Here is an 18,749-nt window from a genome sequence, read left to right on the forward strand (position 1 = left end):
GATCATTACCCCAGGACGAACGGGAGCTTCACCGCCAGTTCACCCAGCGCGGTCTTCTCCACCTCGGTCGGGGCACGCCGTCCGGTGCCCACCAACAGCGCGTCCTCGTCGGAGAACGACGCGGGAAACGCGGTCCCGGCGATCTTCTCCAGCATCTCGCGGGACCGGGCGAGCCCTTCCGCGGGTGGCTTCGCCGCGTCCGGGAGGTGCGCGATGAGGTCGAGGTGGTGCAGCGTCCACTCGATGACGTACGCGGAGAGGTAGTCGCCCGCGGTGAGGACCTTGTCCTGGGTGCTGACCCGCAGGTCCGTGTCGGCGAGTTCGGCGGCGCGGCCGGCGGCGGAGCCGACGTCGTCGAGGTGGAACTTGAGCAGCCGCGGCTCCTCGTACGCGGCCGCCAGCCGGACGATCAGCGCGTCGAGCGGGTCGTCGCCGGTCGGCGGTCTGTCGGAGACGTTCCAGTAGGTCACCGCGTCGCAGGTCGGTTCTGTTCCGGCGGGGGTCACGAGGGTGATCAGGACATCCTGAGCGTCGATGACCAGGTGGCACGCCAGGTCCCGCACGAGCCAGCCGGCACAGCCGGACGGCTGAGCGAAGTCCTCGTCCGGCAGTTCGGCGACCGCCGCGCGCAATGCAGTCCACGTGCGTGAGAAAAGGAGCACGTCGGCAATATAATGCGTGCCTCAATGGCGGACAAACGCATGTGCGCGCCGTTCGTTGAACCGGGCGCCGATCATGTGGCGGTAGCCGAGCTCTCGGTGCGGTGGGCGCTCCGCGGCATGCGGATCAGACCGCAGGCACGAACCATCTCGGGCGACTGGATAGGGCGGGGACGGGCGGCACCAGGAACCGCCTGCGGTGACCTGACCGGCGCCTGGCCTGTTCAGGTCGCACACTGTGCGGCGTCCGTTTCATGCCCCAAGGCCACTCGCTGCCGACAGGCGATCGGGGGGAGTGTCTCAGAGTGGTCGCCCTGGTTGAATCAGGCCATGGCCGATTCCGATCAGTCGAAAATGGGCGTGTTGGAAGTGGGCGCTTCAGGCCGGTTCGAGGGTGTGTATTACTCGCACTGGGAGTGGAACGGGCTCAAGATCGTGCGGCGTTCGCGATGGCGGCGACGAGTTACCTGGTGCCAGGTCGAGTCGGAGGAGGTGCCGTGGCCCGACCTGATCGAGGACGATCGGGTGGCGCGCGGACGCAACAAGGGCGCCCGGTTCGCGGTCGTTTTCGATGCGACGGTGGTCGAACGTGGAAGTTTCGGCCACCGGGGCGGTTTCACATGGCGGCTGTCAGTGCAGAGATGGGTGTCGGTCGAGCGGATTTCCTGACGGACCGCCCCTGCCCGGTCGGCCGGAACGTGCTCCAGACATCTTCTATGCCCGCCATCTCGGCGAACGTCCACCAAGATGTTGTTGGTCGCCGTCTGTGACGCGCCCGTCAGGCGGCTCTGAAGGCGAGCAGGTCGGCGTTGTAGGCGGCGAAGAACATGTCGCCCCCGGCGATCAGCTTCCAGCCCAGGCCGTCCTCGCGGGGCTTGTGCGGGAATCGCCAGACGAGTTCTCCGGTGGCCACGTCCCAGCCGAACAGGCCAGTGTCGGACTCGTCCGTCCGAGAGGCAGGCTTGGCTCCCGCGAAGAGGATCCCGGAACAGATCACCGAATCGCCCGATGGGCTCCCGACCTTGCTGCGGCTCGTCCAACGCGTCCGGCCGGTGGCGGCGTCGATCGAGAATGCCATGCCGCCGGGGTCGAGGGCGTAGAGGGATCCTTGGGACAGTGAGAGGCCGGAGGGTTTGCCCCGGGCGCTGTAGTCCCATCGCGTCCGGCCGGTCGCGGCGTCGAGGGCCAGGATCCGGGACCCGTGCTGGATATAGGCCGTGTTCCCCGATGCCAGGACGGGGCCGGAACTGAGGCCGGCCTGGTGTTCCCATGCGATCGAACCGTTGGTCGCGTTGATGGCCAGCAGACGGTTCCGCCCGTCCATGAAGTAGATGCGGTCGCCGGAGAGGATGAAAGTGGAATCCCCGTTGAAGTCGACGGGCAGTGACCACTGTTGGGCCATGTCGGCCAGTGTTCTGGTGCTGATCGAGTCCTCGGCGTCGGAGGCGTTGTCCTGCCGGAGGAACACCACGCCGTTTCGCAGGCCGAGAACCTCCCTGGGCGTATGCTCGGCCAGCGGTTCCTATCGGAAGATGGTCCTTCCCTCTCCCGTGGTCAGATCGAGTTCCGTGAGGTCGAGCTCGCAGAGCAGGATCGATGACGGACCGGCCGCGACCGCCGGCCTGGTCGAACCCAGGCCGGCGGAGTGCTGCCACAGGCGTTCGCCGCTCGCGGCTTCGAGCGCCTGCAGCGTCTGATCTTCCAGGTACAGGAAGGTGTTGCCCAGCCTGATGCGCGGTTCGGCGTCACGGCTCTTCGCGCGCACGGTCCACAGGTGCTTGATCTGCTTCTCGCCTGCCCCGCCGAGCCGCCACGTCGTCCACGCGGCGGCGCCTCCGGCGACCGCGAGGCCCGCGCCCGCCAGGCCCGCGACGAGGAACCGGCGGCGTCCGGGGGCGGAGGGCCCCCGGCGGAGCATGGTCGTCAGCTCGGTCTCACGGTCGCGGATGTCGCCGGTCAGCGGTCCGGAAGGCCAGGTCGCCGCGCCGGGAACGGGAACGGGAACCGGTGCGGCGGCCACGTCCCGGGGAAGGGGACGGCGGCGCGCGTCCTTGTCGAGGCAGGCGGCGATGAGGGCACGGAGCACCTCGGTGGGCACCGCCGCCAGGTCCGGAGCTTCGTGCACGACGCGATGCAGCAGCACCGGGGCGGGGCCCGTCCCGAACGGCCCCTGCCCGGTCGCGGCGAAGGCCAGCACGGCGCCCAGGGAGAAGACGTCGCCCGCCGGGCCGATCTCGGTGCCGAGGACCAGTTCGGGCGCCATGTACCCGGCCGAGCCGACGAAGACCCCCGTGGCGGTCAGCGCGGACTCGTCCGCGGGGCGGGCGATGCCGAAGTCGATCACCCTGGGGCCGTCACCGGCGAGCAGCACGTTGGACGGCTTGAGGTCGCGGTGCACGACCCCGGCGGCGTGAATGGACGACAGCGCCTCGGCCAGACCGGCCGCCAGGCGCTGCAGGGCGGCCGGGGGCAGCGGGCCATGGGACGCGACGGCCTGGTGCAGCGACGGCCCCGCGACGAACTCGGTGGCCAGCCACGGCCGGGGCGCGTCGGCGTCGGCGTCGAGCACCGCGCAGGTGAACGCGCCGCCGACCCGGCGGACCGCGGCGATCTCCCGGGCGAACCTGTCGCGGAAGCCGGACTGGTCGGCCAGCTCCGGACGGATCACCTTGACGGCGACCGCCCGGCCCCCGCGGGACCGGGCGAGGAACACGATCCCCACGCCGCCCGCGCCCAATCGGGCGAGCGGGCGGTACGGGCCTATCTTGTCGGGATCTCCCGGTTCAAGGGGGTGCAATGTGTGAGCTCCTGAGGGGTGTGTCGGCCACGTCAGCCGCGGAACGCGTGCAGTCGCGTCCCGTCGAAGGCGAAGACGGTTCCGGCGTCCACCGCCAATATCCAGTGGGTGGAGCGGTCGCCCGGTGTCTGGACCCTCCACCGGGATGCTCCCGTCCGGGCGTCCAGCACGCTGAAGCCCGCCGAGGTGCGTTGTTGGTCGAGGGGCACGGCCATGACCGCCGGCGACACGGCGGGCCCCTGCCCCTGGAGCGAGTCGAGCGGCGCGGGAGCCTGGGCGCGCCAGCGATGCGCGCCGGTCCTCGGGTCCAGCGCGACGATGGTGTCGACCATGAAGCAGAACACCGTGTCCGTGTTCACTGTGATCCGCGCGTACAGCCGGATTTCCCTGGGATCCTGGAGGGCGCTCGCCCACAGCCGCCGTCCGGCGAGATCCAGGGCGACCGCGCCCTCCGCCGTGGAGGTGATGAGCGAGCCGCCGGACCGAACCAGGTTCGGCATCCCGGTGGCCGGGTTGAGCGGCGTGCGCCACAACTCCCGTCCGTTGTCGAGGGCGAGCGCGTACAGGTCCCGGTCGGTGCGGACGTAACAGGCGTCCTCGTCGACGGCGATCTGCCGGGTGTCGACGGCCGGGTTCTTCCTCCAGGCCATGCGCCCCGTCCGGGTGTCGAAGACGGTCAGGAAACCACCGAAGGCTCCCAGTACGAGCAGGTCCCCGGAACTTCCGATGAACTCCACGGCCCCTGAGAGGGCGGTGTACAGTTCGCCGCTCTCCACCTGGCGCCGCTGCCGGCCGGTGGCGGCGTCGAGCACGCTGAGCCGTTGCTTGGGGCTGGCGGTGAAGATCTGGGACCCCGACAGGAGCATTCTCGACGAGGCGGTCCGCACGGACCATTTCCGCCGACCGGTCGAAGGATCGATCGCTTCCAGTACGGGGCCCGCCAGATAGACGGTCCCCTCACCGATGACCAGTTGCGCGAACGTGTACGGCTGCTCGGAGGCGAAGGTCCACGTGGGGGCGGGGCCCTGTCTGGCTCCCACCAGCGACCCCGGGTTCCCCGTCCCCGGCGCGTCGGGGTCGTGGCCCGACATGCTCGAGCGCCAGGCGGCGGCGCCCGCGCCGGCCAGGGAGAGCAGCGCGGCCCCGCCCGCCAGCGCGATCACACGGCGCCGCCTTATCCCGGTGCGGAGGGCCGGCCGGGTCTCCTGCCCAGCCCGCGAGGGTTCAGGGAGTGGGACGGGCGGCGAGGTCTCCAGATCGGCCAGCCGGCGCTCCCGCAGCGCCAGATCCGCGCGGATCCCGGCCGACAGCCAGCTGGACGCGTCGGCCGACGCGCCCCGGGCAAGCGCGTCGAGCAGATCCCACGGCCCCGGCCGCCCGCCCGGGTCCTTGGCCAGGCACGCGGCCACCAACGGGCGCAGGGCGTGCGGGACGCCGTCCAGAACCGGCTCCGACCGGACGACCCGGTACAGCAGCGCGTCCGCCGGGCCCGAACCGAACGGCCCCTTTCCCGTCGCCGCGAAGACCAGCACGCCGCCCAGCGAGAACACATCGCTCGCGGCGGACACCCCGCCGTTCACATGCTCGGGCGACATGTAGGCGGGCGTCCCCAGGACCGAACCGGCCTGCGTCACCGCCGTTCCGTCCAGGACGCGGCTGATCCCGAAGTCGATCACCCGGGGACCGCCGGCGGTCAACAGCACATTGGACGGCTTCAGGTCCCGGTGCACCAGCCCCGCGTCGTGCACCGCCACGAGAGCCTCGGCCAGCCCCGCACCCAGCGCACGGGTCCCCGCCTCGGTCAGCGGCCCGTACCCGTCGATCGCCTCCTGCAGGGACGGGCCCGCGACGTAGGCGGTCGCCAGCCATGGCACCGGGCCTTCGGTGTCGGCGTCCAGCACCGGCGTGGTGAACGCCCCACTGACCAGCCGGGCCGCCGCCACCTCGCGGTGGAACCGGGCACGGAACTCCGCGTCCCCGGCGAACTCCGGTCGGATGACCTTCAGGGCGACAAAGCGTCCACCCGGGGAACGCGCCAGATAGACCCGGCCCATGCCGCCGGCTCCCAGCCGCGCCAGCACCCGATACGCCCCCATGCCGACGGGATCGTCAGTCGTGATCGGCTGCATCCGCTTCCCCCTTCCGGCAACCTTCGGGCATCGGCCACAGCCGAAACCGTCCGCGTCCCGCCGCCCCCCGCAACGCGCAATCACAACGCGCTTCGCGCGGTTCGCTCGCGGGGACGATCGGAGGGAGGGCTACCAGAGCAGCGACCTGCGGAAAGTTGCTTCCCCCTTGAGGGAACAGACCGGGCGACATGACACGGACAGCCTCCGTGCGGACGCTCGCCTTTCGCCGATTCCGAGCGCATCGGCATGCTCGGCATGAGCATGGGCGGGGCCGTCGCGAGCATCACCGGCCGCCGAGGAGTCCGGAATCCGCGCCCTGTGCATGGGGTCGCCCGCCGCCGCCCACACCGGGCCAGTCCGCATCGTCTGGCCGACGGCGGATTCAGGTTGGCCGCACAGCCGAGCGGGGTCCGCCGGCGGGCTCAGAGGATGGCGTCCGGGGCCTTGAAGTCGCCCTCGGCGAAGCGGCTGAACCGGAACGTGCCGGTCTCGTGCCGCGGGGGCGCGCCGACGACCAGATCGGCGACGGACTCGGCGATCGCGGGGGCCAGGCCGAACCCGTGACCGCTGAAGCCGGTCGCCACCACCAGGCCGGCGGGGTCCGGCAACCGGTCGACGACGGGCAGCGCGTCGGGAGTGGAGTCGATCTGGCCGGCCCAGGCCCGCTCGCAGCGGACCGAGGAGAGCGCCGGGACGGCCTCGCGCAGCCGCAGCATGCTGTCGCGGACGCGGCCGTACGTCGGGCGCGGTTCCGGGTCCGGCAGTTCGGCGCCGAACCGGCGGCGCAGGTCGTGCAGCGCCGCGCCGTTGACGCGCAGGCGCAGGCGGCGGGCGTTGTGCCGGAACGCGGGCAGGAAGCGGCGCGCCTGGATCATGGTCTCCAGGGTGAGGTCCACCTCGCCGCCGCCCCCGGTGGACACCACCAGGCGTCCGTCCGGGCGCTGCCGGAACGCCAGGCCGGGTGCCCAGACGCTCGCCCTGGTCAGCGGCTCCACGGGTTCGGTCATCGCGACCGTTCCGCGGACGAGGTTCTGCGGCAGCGACAGCCCCGCGGTACGCAGCAGCCGCCGGGACGCGGATCCAGCCGCGCACACCACGACGTCGGCGTCCAGCGTGCCCCCGTCGGTGACCACACCGCGCACCCGTCCGCCCCGCTGGACGATCGCGCGCGCGGTGTGCCCGCAGAGCACCCGCACCCCGCCGCGCTCGGCGGCCGAGGCGTACGCGCGGGTGGCCGACAACGGGTCGGCGTGCCCGTCCCCGGCCGCGTAGAGTGCGGCGGTGTACGGCAGCCGCAGCCCGGGGACGATCCGCTGCACCTCGGCGGCGCCGATCAAGGCGGTGTCGACGCCGTGCTCGCGGCCGATCCCGGCCCAGGTCCGGTACCGTTCGGCGCCGTCGTCGTCGGTGGCCAGCGCGAGGTTCCCGCCGCGCACCCAGTCGAACGAGGCGTCCAGTTCCTCTTCCAGTTCGCCCCACCGCCGGGTCGCGGCGCGCATCAGCGGCAGCTCGGCCGGGCTGCGGCCCTGCTGGCGCACGAATCCCCAGTTGCGGCCGGACTGCCCACGGCCGATCGCGTCCCTTTCGACGAGCGTCGCGGTGAGGCCGTACCGGACCAGCTCGTACGCGACCGCGGCGCCGATGATCCCGCCGCCGATGATGACGGCGGCTCCGGCGTCCTGCCGTGCCAGGTGCATGAGTTCGTTCCGTCCGTGTGCTTTCGAGGTGGCTCTGCGATCTTCGTTGCGGTCCGGACGGGCGGCAATGAGCGGACTATGACGCGGAACGTCGTTCTATTTCGCGGAATGTGTACCTTGAGGCGATGAGCCTGATCCTCAGGGACGTGCTGCGCTACGAACCGTTCCGCCGTGCCGGGGCCCGCGTCCTGGCCGGTGAGGACGGTCTGGACCGCGCCGTGCGGTGGGTGCACATCTCCGAGATGCCGGACTCGGCGCGGTTGTTCACCGGCGGCGAGCTGCTGCTGACGCAGGGCATGGGGATCAGCCGGGACGCGGACGCGCAGCGCGCGTGGGTGCGGGCGCTGGCCCGGACCGGCCTGGCCGGCGTGGCGATCGAGGTCGGGGTGACCTTCGCCGCGGTGCCGCACGCCCTGGTCGAGGCGGCGGACGAGGCGGGGCTGCCGTTGATCGCGCTGCGGACGCCGGCGTACTTCATGGACATGACGCAGGCCGTGCACTCGGTGATCGTCAACGCGCACTACGGGATGCTGCAGCGCGCGGAGGGCATCAGCCGCCGGTTCTCCCGGCTGGCGATGGAGGGCGCCGGGCTGCCCCAGATGATCGCCGAGCTGGCCCGTGCGGTCGATCATCCGGTGGTCCTGTCGGACGAGGCGCACGAGGTGATCGCGTACGCGCCCGACACCCCGGAGCTGCGCGGCTGGGTGGACGGGTGGTCCGCGCACGCGCGGGTCGGCCATCCCAGCCCGCCGGACGGCTCCCCGGTCGCCGCCGAGTCCGCCGGGCTGGCCTGCGCATGGGTGCCGATCGTCGCGCGCGGCGAGCTGTGGGGGACCATCCACATGCTGGCCCGTCCCCGTCCGATCGACGATGTGGACCGGCTGGCGCTGGACCGGGCCGCCGCGGCGATCGGGCTGGCCTTCGCGTCGGTGTCGGACCTGGAGCGGCAGCGGCTGGACGCGCGCAGCACCTTCGTGCACGACCTGCTCGGCGGCCGGTACGAGGACGTCCGGGAGATGCGGCTGAAGGCGAGCACCTTCGGCGCCGACCTGTCCGGGCCGCTGCTCGTGCTGGTCATGCGCCCGCTGGCGACCGAGCTGCCGGAGGAGGGCCGCGGGGACCGCCTGGGCCGCCCGCTGCGGGCGGTGACGACCGTGACCGGGCGGGTGTTCGGCGTCCAGCCCAGGCCGCTGATCGGTTATGACGGCGGCCAGCTCATCGCCGTCCTGCCGGCCCCCGGCGGCGAGCCCCGGGAGCGGACCGCCGAGGTCGTCGAGCAGTGCGCGGCCCGGCACGGCGTCGACCTGCTCGTCGGCCTGGGCGACCCGGTCGGGATGGACGGCCTGCCCCGCGCCTACGGCGAGGCGTGCGAGGCGGTCCGGTACGGACTGCGCACCGGGCACGGGCGGGGCGTGCTGTCCCCGGACGACCTCGGCATCGACCGCCTTCTGATGGACCTGGACCAGGGCCCCGCGCTGGCCCGGCACGTGGCGCGGGAACTGGGCCGGCTGCTCGACCACGACGCGACCGCGGGCTCCCCGCTGCTGCCGACGCTGGCGGCGTACCTGGAGCACGGCGGGCGCAAGGCCGAGGTGGCGCGGGCGCTGAACATCGAGCGGCGCACCCTCTACTACCGGCTGGAACGCCTCGCGGATCTGGTCAACGGCCCGCTGGACGACACCGACACCCGGCTGCGGCTGCTGGTCGCGCTGCGCGGCCGGGACTTCCGCCGCCGCACCCGCGGCCGGATGGGCTGAACGATGGCGCGGCAGAACGTGTAGTCGGGGCGGTGCCCGTTGCACGTTCTGCATCTTGCTGGGCTCGGGGACCCACCGTGAGTATCGACCGTCAAGAACACGTGGCCGCGCCCGCCAGGCCGATTCCCCGGTTCGCGATCCGACAGGAGTGCATGTGGACCCCGTCACCCAGGAAGTCGTCAGATACCGGCTGTCGGCGATCGCCGACGAGATGGAGACGGCGCTGCTGCGCGCCGCCTACTCGGCCATCGTCAAGGAGGGACTGGACGCCTCGGCCGCGGTCTTCGACCGGTCGGGCGACAACGTCGCCCAGGCGGCGGCGATCCCGATCCACCTGGGCTGCATGATCCCGTCCGTGCGGTCGGTGCTGGAACGCTGGCCCGCGGAGACCATGCGACCGGGGGACGTCTTCATCCTCAACGACCCGTACGCGGGCGGCACCCATCTGCCCGACATCGCGGTGCTGCGGCCGCTGTTCCACGGTGCGGACATGGTGGGCATCGCCGCCACGATGTCGCACCATCAGGAGATCGGCGGCATGGTGCCCGGCAGCCTGCCGCCCAACGCCACCGAGCTGTACCAGGAGGGCCTGCGGCTGCCGCCGATGAAGCTGTTCGACGCGGGCGAGCCGGTCACCCCGATCTTCGACATGATCAGGGCGAACGTCCGCACCCCGGACGTGGTGCTCGGGGACCTGCGCGCCCAACTCGCCGCCTGCCACCTCGCCGAGGACCGGATGCGCGAGCTGGTGGACGAGGTCGGCCTCACCGTGCTGGAGGAGGTCATGGCCGCGCTGCTGGACCGTTCCGAACGGCTGACCCGGGCCCGCGTCGCCGAGATCCCCGACGGCGCGTACACCTTCACCGACTTCATGGACGACGACGGCGTGGACATCGGCCGCCCCGTGGAGATCCGCGCGACCGTCACCGTGGCCGGTTCGGACCTGCACGTCGACTTCACCGGGACGGCACCGCAGGCCAAGGGCCCCTACAACTGCGTCCCGGCCTCGTCCATCGCCGCCGTCTACTACGTGCTGCGCGCCGTCACCGGCCCCGACATCCCGAACAACAGCGGCTGCTACCGCGGCGTCAAGATCACGCTGCCGCCCGGCAGCCTGGTCAACCCGCACGAGCCGGCACCGGTCAACTCGCGCACCGCGACGGTGCTGCGGCTGTGCGACGCGCTGTTCGGCTGCTTCGCCCAGGCCGTACCGGACCGGATGCCCGCCGCGCAGAGCGGCCAGCTCCTGGTCATGAACTTCGGCGGCACCGACCCGGCGACCGGCAGGACGTACGTGACCAGCGAGATCGGGATGGGCGGGATGGCCGCCAGGCCCGGCCTCGACGGGGTGGACGCGGTCGAGGCCAGCGCCTCGAACTGCATGAACGTTCCGGCCGAGGCGATCGAGATGGAGTCGCCGGTACGGGTGCTGAGCTGGCGGATCTGGGCCGACTCCGGCGGCGCCGGGCGCTGGCGCGGCGGCTGCGGCACGGAGAAGGTGTTCACCCTGACCGCCGGCTCGGCCAGCGCCAACTACCGGGGCGAGCGGCACACCACGCACGCCTGGGGCCTGCGAGGCGGCCTCGGCGCCCCGTTCAGCCACGGCGATGTGGAACGTGCCGACGGCACGGCCGAGTCGCTGCCGTCCAAGACGATGGTGCACCTCCGCGAGGGCGACCGGCTGCGGGTCCGCCTGTCCGGCGGGGGCGGCTACGGGGACCCGCACACCCGTCCGGCCGAGGACGTGGCCCGGGACGTGCGCGACCGCCGGGTCACCCGGGACGCCGCGCGCGACCTGTACGGCGTCGTCGTCACCGGCGACGGCGACGTGGACGCCGCGGCGACCGAGCGGGCCCGCTCGTCCGCGGCCCGGCACGACCGTGAGGACCTCGAGGACAAGGAGCGCGACGCGTGACCGTCTCGGTTGGAATCGACATCGGCGGTACCTTCACCGACATCATCGTCTGCCCGGACGACGGCGGCGCCGCGACCATCGCCAAGGTCCCGACCACGGCGCACGACCCGGGCGTGGGCCTGATCGAGGGCCTGTGCCAGGCCCTGGACGCCGCCGGCGCCTCCCCGGCGGAGGTGACCTCGATCGTGCACGGCACCACGGTCGGCACGAACGCGGTCCTCCAGCACGACGGCGCCCGCATCGGGATCATCACCACGGAGGGCTTCCAGGACACCCTCCACATCGGCCGCGGCAAGCGGCGGCAGATGTACGACCTGTTCACCGGCTCCGACACGCCCGACTTCCTCTGCCCGCCCGAGCGCGTGTACGGCGTCCCCGGACGGATCGCCCCGGACGGCACCCAGATCGAACCGCTCGACACCGACGCCGTCGCCAGTGCCGCCGACGAGCTCGTCCTGCGGCACGGCGTCACCGCGATCGCCGTCTCCTTCCTGTTCTCGTTCGTCGACACGCGGCACGAGCAGCGCGCCAGGGAGATCATCGAGGAGCGCCACCCGGGCGTGATCGTCAGCCTGTCGTCCCGGATCGACCCGCGGTTCCGCGAGTTCGAACGGCTCGTGGTCACCGCGATGGACGCCTACATCCGCCCGCTCATCGGCCGCTACATCGCCGGCCTGCGCACCCGGCTCGCCGACACCGGCGTACGGGTGCCGCTCCAGGTCATGGAGTCGCACGGCGGCATCGTCGCCAGCGAGCTGATCGAGGAGCGCGCCGTCGGCACGCTGCTGTCCGGCCTGGCCGGCGGCGCCGCCGGCGCCGCGGCCATCGGCCGCGCCGCCGGCCGTCCCGACGTGCTCGGCTTCGACATGGGCGGGACCAGCACCGATGTCGCGATGATCGTGGACGGGCAGGCCCTCACCCACGACGAGGGCGAGATCGGCGGCCAGCCGCTGCGGCTCCCCACCGTGGACGTGCACACCATCGGCGCCGGCGGCGGCAGCGTCGCCTACGTGGACGCCGCCGGCAGCCTGTGCGTCGGCCCGCGCAGCGCCGGCTCCGCCCCCGGGCCCGCCGCCTACGGCTGGGGCGGCACCGAGCCCACGGTGACCGACGCCAACCTGCTGCTCGGGTTCCTCGGCGAAGAAGGACTGGCCGGCGGCAGCCTGCGGCTGTCCCGCGACCTCGCGGCCAAGGCGATCCGGCAGGTCGCCGAACGGCTGGACATGACCGAGGTGGCCACCGCCTGGGGCGTCCATCGCATCGCCTGCGCCGCGATGGCCGCCGCCGTCCGGGTCGTGTCGGTCGGCCGCGGCCACGACCCGCGCAACTTCGCCCTGGTCGCCTCCGGCGGAGCGGGCGCGATGCACGCCTGCACCATCGCCGCCGACCTGGGCATCGCCGAGATCCTCGTCCCCCCGCACCCCGGCGTCCTGTCGGCGTACGGGCTGCTGACCGCCGAGGTCAAGGTGCCGCGCTGGCGCACCTTCCAGCACGGCACCGCCGATCTCGACCCGGCCGACCTGCGCGCCCGGCTCGACGAGATCGCCGCGGCGGCCCGCAGCGACATCGAGCGGGCCGGCGCCGACCCGTCCGCCATCACCGTCCGGCTCGCCGTGGACGCCCGATACGTCGGCCAGTCGCACGAGCTGACCGTACCGGTGACCGGCGGCGCCGACATGGTGGGCCGCCTGGAGACCGACTTCGCCGACCTGCACCGCCGCCTCTACGGGCAGGACGACCCGCACGGCCGCGTGGAGATCACCGCGGTCCGCGCCACCGCGGCCGCGCCGGGCACCGACCACCGGGTCGGCGGGCACGGCGGCGCACCCACACGGACCGAGCGGCAGGTCTATCTGCCCGAGACCGGCGGCTTCGCGACCGTTCCGGTGCTGTCCCGGGCCGGCGTCACGGGGGAGCTGGCGGGCCCGGCGATCGTGACGCAGGACGACACGACCATCCTCGTCCGATCCGGCTGGCGGGCCCGTCCCGCCGCCGCCGGAACGCTCATCCTCACCCGGCCTGTGACAGGAGGCCGCGATGCCGGACACTAGCGAAGGCAGGCTGCGCCTCGGCAAGAAGGAGCGCGGCGCGTTCCTCGGGGCCTTCCTCGGCTGGCTCTTCGACTACTACGAAGTGTTCCTGCTGACCTTCATGCTCATCCCGATCAAGAAGGAGTTCGGGCTCTCCGGGGCTCAGGGCGCGTGGATCGTCTCCACCTCGCTGATCTTCATGGCGGTCGGCGGGGTGCTCTTCGGGGTGCTCGCCGACCGGATCGGCCGCCGCCGCGTCCTGGTGATCACCGTGCTGATGTTCACGCTGGCGACGTTCGCCCGCGCGCTCAGCCCGAACTACGAGGTCCTGCTGGTGCTCACCGCCATCGCCGGGATGGGCCTGGGCGGCGAGTACGGTGTCGGCCAGTCGCTGATCTCCGAGGCGATCGGCCCCAAGCGGCGCGGCTGGTGGGGCGGCCTGTTCTACGGCGGCGCCTTCCTCTCGATCATGCTCGCCTCGGTCGTCGGCGGGCACGTGCTGCCCGCGGTCGGCTGGCGATGGACGTTCGCGATCTCCGGCCTGCCCGTCCTGCTCGTCATCTACCTGAGGGCGCACACACCGGAGTCGCCCGCCTGGGAACGAACGGCCGCGGCGGCCCGTCCGGCCCCCCGCGAGTACGCCCGCCGCTCCTTCGTCGTCCCGCTCCTCAAGTGCCTGATCGCGGCGATCATGTACTTCTGGGCCTACTACGGCGTCACCACCCTGCTCCCGGACTACCTGGTCTCGAGCGGGTTCAGCATGTCCGACGCATCCTGGTGGATCTTCTTCACCGCGTTCGCCGGGCTGGTCGGCTGCCTGTTCGGCTCCTGGGCCTGCGACCGATGGGGCCGCCGCCCCACCCTCTCCCTGATCATGGCGCTGGCCGCGACCGGCGGACTGATCGTCTACCTGGGAGGGGCCACGCTGCTCGACACGGCGTGGATCCTGGTGCCGTTCTTCGTCCTGTACTTCGGGTCGAACGCCCCCACCATCTTCGGCACCCTGTTCACCGAGGTCTTCCCCACGGCGTTCCGCTCGACCGGGGTCTCCTCGGCCCTGCAGATCGCGCGCGGCACCTCCGCCCTCCCGCCGATCATCGCCGGAGCGGTCATCGACCGCTCCGGCTACACGCCGATCTTCCTCGCCGCCACCGTCCTGTACGCCGGTGTGGCCCTGTGGGCCTGGGTCTTCCCGGAGACCCGCGGCCTGGGCATCGCCACCATCGATGAGCCTGTCCACGCCACGCCGCCCTCGCACCCGATCGCCAGAAGCGGCCTATGAACCCCACCGGTCGCCGCCGCGGCTCAGCGCCGACCCGACATGACCACGGTCGACCGCTACCGAGACACCCGCGGCGAGCCGTACCCCTGGCCCGACGACACGGCGCTTGCACCCGTTGCCGCTGCTGGTACGGCTAGCGGAAGATCATGACCGTCTCGGCAGGGGCGCCCCCGGCTGCTGTTCCAGGTCTCACCGAGCGTGAGGAGTCTGGTCATCGTCTCCAACGAGCTGGTTCAGTGACGCGCGCGCCACTTCGTCCAGGAGCACGCACGGGCGTACAGCCGCTGTGTTGTACGCCCGTGCGGGGTCCGCTCCTGGGCGGTCAGGACCGTACGTAGCGCCGGAACGTGGTTCCCGAGGCGAAGGAACGGTGCTCGACCGGGCGCAGCAGCAGTTTCTTCCCTACGGGCAGGTATGGCCTGCCCTCCCCGATGATCACGGGGAACGTGTACACCCAGAACTCGTCGATCAGGTCCACCAGGGAGGCGGCCAGCTCTGGGCCGCCGAGCTGGAGGGTGCCGTCGATCTCCTGCTTGAGGCGCGTCACCGCGGACACGGCGTCCTTCCGACGGACGATCGTGACCCCTTCGGGGACGGTCTGGAGGGTGTCGGAGAAGACGTACCGCGGCGTCTCCTTGTAGAGCTGGGCGAACTCCCGCTCGATGGCCGGGGCGCCTTCCTGGCCGAGGTCTTGAGTCCAGGGCTTCTCCATCGCCTCGAACAGCCGCCGCCCGAACAGGAACGCCGTGATCCGGCGGACATGGTCGTTGGCCGCCAGGCGAAAGTCCTCGGCCGGTTCCATGAAGTCCATGCCGCCGTCAGGATCCGCGATGTAGCCGTCGATCGAGGTGTTCATCCAGTAGATGACCTTGCCCATGAGACTCCTCTTTGGTCGTAGCGGTCGTCCAGAGTAGAGACCCGATGGAGCGCCGGAACTAATCGCAGGTATGGCGGCCGAACGGCACGGTCACGCCGGCCAGCCCGGCGAGCTCACTGCTGAGCACAGGACGCCTCCTTCAGCTTCCGTTCGCGGCCGAACGCGGTGGCTGCCGTGCCCGGTTCCGGAACTGTGCGGGCGATGAGCCGACCACGCGGCGGAACGCGGTGCTGAACGCGCTCTCGGACAGGTAGCCCGTGGCCCGTGCGAGCTCGGAGATCGACAGAGTGTCGCGGGCGAGGGCGTCGCGCGCGAGGCTCATGCGCCATTGGATCAGGTACTCCAGGGGCGGGACCCCGACGTGGCTCTTGAAGGCCTGGGCGAACGCGGAACGCGACATGTGGCCGATCTCGGCGAGCTCCTTGAGGCTCCAGGAGTGGGCCACGTCCGCGTGCATGGCGCGCAGGGCGGCACCGATGCCGTCCTCGTTCAGGGCGCCCAGCCAGCCTGTGGGCCGGTCTGTCTGACCGGCGTGAGCGCGCAGCATGTGCACGAGCAGGATCTGTGCGAGGTGGTTCTGCACCAGCGGGCCGCCGACGGCGGCGGCCCCGACCTCGGTGGCCAGGAGATCGATCAGCTGCGCGAGCCGCCTGCCGTGAGGATCGGCCACGCGGACGACCACGAGCGGCGGCAGAAGATCGGTCAGGAGGGCCGCGTTCCCGTCGTCGAACGCGATGTGCCCGACGCAGAGGTAGAGGTCGTCCTCGGACTCCGGGCCGATCCGCACGAACCCGTCTTCGGCGCCCGCCCACACCGGCTCCGCGGGGCGCGGGCTTGCGTCGAGCGTGCCGGCCAGCACGTAAGGCGGCGGGTTGCCCAGCATGAAGGTGTCACCCGCCTGCAGGAGCACCGGCTCGTGCCCTTCGAGGATCAACCAGCACGTGCCGCGCACGAGGCCGCCGACCCGCACGTGCAAGAACGTGTCGAAGCGCAACGCCCACTCACCCACGGCCCGGAGGCTGGGCCCGATCACCGTGCGGGGCCTGAGCAGGCCGATCGCGTCAGCCACTGGATCCCCAAAGCCGAGCACCGACGACACCTCCTGGACGATACGTAAAGAACGCCGGACGCTGCATTATGGATAGTATCCCCGATCTCCCGCAGTATCGATGTCGCACGGATCGGCATCGAGAGAGTGATGGAGACACCCCCATGGGACAGCTGAATGGCAAGACGTCGGTGGTCACCGGAGGAAGCAGCGGGATCGGTCTGGCCACCGCCGTACGGCTGGCGGACGAGGGCGCGTACGTGTTCGTCACCGGCCGGCGCGAGGCCGAACTGGAGGCCGCCGTCAAGACCATCGGAGCGGACCGGGCCACCGCGGTCGTCGGTGACATCTCGAAGCCGGAGGACCTGGACCGGCTCTACGAGGCGGTCCGGGCGCGAGGCAAGGGTTTGGACGTGCTTGTGGCGAACGCGGCGGTCGGTGCGTTCGTGACGCTGGAGCAGACCACCGAGGAGCACTTCGACCAGACCTTCGCGGTCAACGTCCGAGGCACGCTGTTCACCGTGCAGAAGGCCCTGCCGCTGCTCAACGACGGAGCCTCGATCGTCCTGGTCGGTTCGACCGCCGGCGACCGCGGAGTAGAGGCGTTCGGCGCGTACGCGGCGTCGAAGGCGGCCGTCCGGTCCTTCGCACGGACGTGGTCCAACGAGCTCAAGGGCCGTGGCATCCGGGTCAACGTGGTCTCGCCGGCATGGATCGAGACTCCCGGGGGCACCGCCGCTTTCGGCGACGAGGAGACCGCTAGGGCCGTCAAGGAGAATGTCGCCGCGACCGTGGCCAGGGGCCGCATGGGTCAGCCTGAGGAGGCCGCCGCAGTCGTGGCCTTCCTGGCCTCGGAACAGAGCAGCTACGTCGTCGGCGCGAACTTCTACGTTGACGGAGGCGCGAACCAGATCTGAGCAGTCACCACACGGTGGGTGGCATCTGAAGTCCCAGGCGCTGGTTGTTGCGCCGGTCGACCGGACATCGCGTACTCGACGTCTGCGATCGTCTTGCAGGGGCCGTCGTGGAAGACGGTCGTGCGTACCAGCGACGCGGACACGCGCGTCATGAACGCGACTGTAGTACTAGGCGGTGAAGGGGATCGGTCGGCCTTGGTGCCCTTGGCGACCTGGCAGGCATTACCGCAGGATCATCCGGCTCGCCGGGTCCAGTGGCACCCGGGGCGGCCGCCGCCCGAGCTGGACCGTCCGGTCGACGGCAGCGATGCCGGAACAGCGCCGCTGATGGTCGAGGGTGCTGTTCTGCACGATGACGAGCACGATCTTGTGGGTTCGAGCGGAGCGGAAGAACTGCCGGACAATGGTGAGTCGCCGGGCCCGGCTGTCGGCAGCATGGCCTGGGACCGCACCGGCACAGCGATGGCACAGAAGGCGGCCAAACATGCCCGTCGCCCCGACACCCGTCGTGTGCCGTGGTGCGGATCGTGTCCCGAACGGCCGCTGGAGACGTTGCGAGAATCGTCCAGCGGCCGGGCCGTGTCAGCTGCCGGTGCCTGCGGGCTGGGTCTTTTGTTCTGTGGGGGAGCTGCGGCGGGTTCGGCGGTCCCTGCCCTGCGGGAGGCGCTGGGGCCACTATTTGTCGATCTTCATGACGACGTAGTCGCCGCCCGGTCCGTCCGGCCAGGTGATCTTGCGCGGTTGCCACAGGTTCTTGCCCGCGGCGGCCTGCGACCTTCTCCATCCCGACGTCGGAGGCCGCGTGGTCGACGTGGGCTCCGGCGTCGACCAGCGCAGGTCCTCGACGTTGGTGCCCGCGTGCTTGGACCAGGTCAGGCCGGTGGAGACCGATGGCGCCGTGCCCGGACACGGCCGTCGCCGCCCAGGCGTGCCGCGCTCGGGGGTCAGGAGGCCGCGGAGCTTGCGGCCGGCGCGGCGGCGTCGGGCCCAGCCACAGCAGCAGGCCACCAGTTCGCTGTAGAAGCGCCCCGTCTCGCCCAGGTGCAGGTGGCGGTGCAGGTTGGAGATCCAGGCTCGCACGAGCAGTGCCCCCTGAGTTGCCGTAGCTCTCCAGCTTTCCGCGTACCTGCGCGGTGTGCGGATCGACGAACACCGCCAGCTCGGCGGTAAGCCGGGAACGTCCAGCAGGACCCGGGTGGTGTGCCCGGAGCCTTCAGCGGGACGGACGGCGTTGACCGTTCCGGAACGGCATGGACGACGCAGGCGCCTTTCCCGTCCGATCGGTGCTATCCCGATGCCACAGCCCGGGTCGGGCCGGATCGGGTGGCGGAGGGGCTGATCAGGATCGATGAGTTGGCAGTAGCCCCCTGCTTCCAGGGGCTCGGCCTTGGAACGGCGGGCGCTGCTGGAGGTCGACGGCGTTTTCCGGCAAGGCCAGGAATTGGCTGCTGACCTCGACCCGATCGCCGCACACCGTGCCGTCCGTCAGCCGGGTCACCACCGGCGCGTCCCTGCCTCGTCGCCGCGCCGGACCCCGCAGGCGAACTTGCCTAACGCCTGGCTCCGCGTCATCGATCGCGCTCGGATCCGTTGGGGAAGCGTCAGCGGGCGTCGGCGGTGAGCAGGGTCAGGATGTGGGCC

The 18,749-nt window shown here is 71.6% G+C and carries 15 protein-coding genes; 6 read left to right on the forward strand and 9 right to left on the reverse strand.

The window, feature by feature from the left end; genetic code table 11:
• Positions 1-5 precede the first annotated feature (5 nt).
• A complete protein-coding gene (locus ACZ466_RS40760; RefSeq protein ID WP_378285867.1) occupies positions 6-662 on the reverse strand; it encodes a maleylpyruvate isomerase N-terminal domain-containing protein in 657 nt (218 codons plus the stop codon).
• Positions 663-989: 327 nt separating this feature from the next.
• On the opposite strand from ACZ466_RS40760, the gene ACZ466_RS40765 reads away from it, so the two are divergent.
• The gene (locus ACZ466_RS40765) at positions 990-1,328 is read left to right on the forward strand and encodes a hypothetical protein (RefSeq protein WP_378285868.1); all 339 of its coding nucleotides are present in this window, start codon (positions 990-992) and stop codon (positions 1,326-1,328) included.
• A gap of 109 nt (positions 1,329-1,437) precedes the next feature.
• Here the strand turns inward: ACZ466_RS40765 and ACZ466_RS40770 are convergent, their stop codons facing one another.
• From ACZ466_RS40770 to ACZ466_RS40785, 4 genes are all read right to left on the reverse strand, one after another.
• Positions 1,438-2,130: an outer membrane protein assembly factor BamB family protein gene (locus ACZ466_RS40770; protein ID WP_378285869.1), complete on the reverse strand. Its 693-nt coding sequence runs from the start codon at positions 2,128-2,130 to the stop codon at positions 1,438-1,440.
• A gap of 51 nt (positions 2,131-2,181) precedes the next feature.
• Complete coding sequence (locus ACZ466_RS40775; RefSeq protein WP_464041874.1) at positions 2,182-3,597, reverse strand: serine/threonine-protein kinase; 1,416 nt, start codon at positions 3,595-3,597, stop codon at positions 2,182-2,184.
• Positions 3,489-5,585 carry a protein kinase domain-containing protein gene (locus ACZ466_RS40780; protein WP_378285871.1) on the reverse strand — a complete coding sequence of 699 codons (2,097 nt, stop codon included), beginning with the start codon at positions 5,583-5,585 and terminating at the stop codon, positions 3,489-3,491. The genes ACZ466_RS40775 and ACZ466_RS40780 overlap by 109 nt, the downstream gene beginning before the upstream one ends.
• A 422-nt stretch (positions 5,586-6,007) precedes the next feature.
• Entirely contained in the window at positions 6,008-7,282 is a 1,275-nt protein-coding gene (locus tag ACZ466_RS40785) for an NAD(P)/FAD-dependent oxidoreductase (protein WP_378285872.1), read from the reverse strand.
• A 125-nt stretch (positions 7,283-7,407) separates the two neighbouring features.
• Between ACZ466_RS40785 and ACZ466_RS40790 the strand changes: the two genes are divergently transcribed.
• The 4 genes from ACZ466_RS40790 (at position 7,408) to ACZ466_RS40805 (ending at position 14,266) form a co-directional block, all read left to right on the forward strand.
• Entirely contained in the window at positions 7,408-9,039 is a 1,632-nt protein-coding gene (locus tag ACZ466_RS40790) for a PucR family transcriptional regulator (protein ID WP_378285874.1), read from the forward strand.
• A 154-nt stretch (positions 9,040-9,193) separates the two neighbouring features.
• Positions 9,194-10,954 carry a hydantoinase B/oxoprolinase family protein gene (locus tag ACZ466_RS40795; RefSeq protein ID WP_378285876.1) on the forward strand — a complete coding sequence of 587 codons (1,761 nt, stop codon included), beginning with the start codon at positions 9,194-9,196 and terminating at the stop codon, positions 10,952-10,954.
• Positions 10,951-13,005: a hydantoinase/oxoprolinase family protein gene (locus ACZ466_RS40800; protein WP_378285878.1), complete on the forward strand. Its 2,055-nt coding sequence runs from the start codon at positions 10,951-10,953 to the stop codon at positions 13,003-13,005. The genes ACZ466_RS40795 and ACZ466_RS40800 overlap by 4 nt, the downstream gene beginning before the upstream one ends.
• Positions 12,992-14,266 (forward strand): MFS transporter, encoded by a 1,275-nt coding sequence (locus ACZ466_RS40805; RefSeq protein ID WP_378285879.1) that lies wholly within the window; start codon positions 12,992-12,994, stop codon positions 14,264-14,266. The genes ACZ466_RS40800 and ACZ466_RS40805 overlap by 14 nt, the downstream gene beginning before the upstream one ends.
• 322 nt (positions 14,267-14,588) lie before the next feature.
• Here ACZ466_RS40805 and ACZ466_RS40810 read toward each other — a convergent pair whose 3' ends face one another.
• Both ACZ466_RS40810 and ACZ466_RS40815 read right to left on the reverse strand, forming a co-directional pair.
• Positions 14,589-15,143: a dihydrofolate reductase family protein gene (locus ACZ466_RS40810; protein WP_378285880.1), complete on the reverse strand. Its 555-nt coding sequence runs from the start codon at positions 15,141-15,143 to the stop codon at positions 14,589-14,591.
• A gap of 139 nt (positions 15,144-15,282) precedes the next feature.
• The gene (locus ACZ466_RS40815; protein ID WP_378285881.1) at positions 15,283-16,212 is read right to left on the reverse strand and encodes an AraC family transcriptional regulator; all 930 of its coding nucleotides are present in this window, start codon (positions 16,210-16,212) and stop codon (positions 15,283-15,285) included.
• A 143-nt stretch (positions 16,213-16,355) separates the two neighbouring features.
• On the opposite strand from ACZ466_RS40815, the gene ACZ466_RS40820 reads away from it, so the two are divergent.
• On the forward strand, positions 16,356-17,108 hold the full coding sequence (locus ACZ466_RS40820) for an SDR family NAD(P)-dependent oxidoreductase (RefSeq protein WP_378285882.1): 753 nt from the start codon (positions 16,356-16,358) through the stop codon (positions 17,106-17,108).
• Between the two features lie 222 nt (positions 17,109-17,330).
• Here ACZ466_RS40820 and ACZ466_RS40825 read toward each other — a convergent pair whose 3' ends face one another.
• Positions 17,331-17,471 carry a hypothetical protein gene (locus tag ACZ466_RS40825; protein ID WP_464041875.1) on the reverse strand — a complete coding sequence of 47 codons (141 nt, stop codon included), beginning with the start codon at positions 17,469-17,471 and terminating at the stop codon, positions 17,331-17,333.
• Positions 17,472-17,783: 312 nt separating this feature from the next.
• Positions 17,784-18,188 carry a hypothetical protein gene (locus ACZ466_RS40830; RefSeq protein ID WP_378285883.1) on the reverse strand — a complete coding sequence of 135 codons (405 nt, stop codon included), beginning with the start codon at positions 18,186-18,188 and terminating at the stop codon, positions 17,784-17,786.
• Positions 18,189-18,749: the final 561 nt, after the last annotated feature.

The organism is Actinomadura rugatobispora, assembly GCF_055379765.1.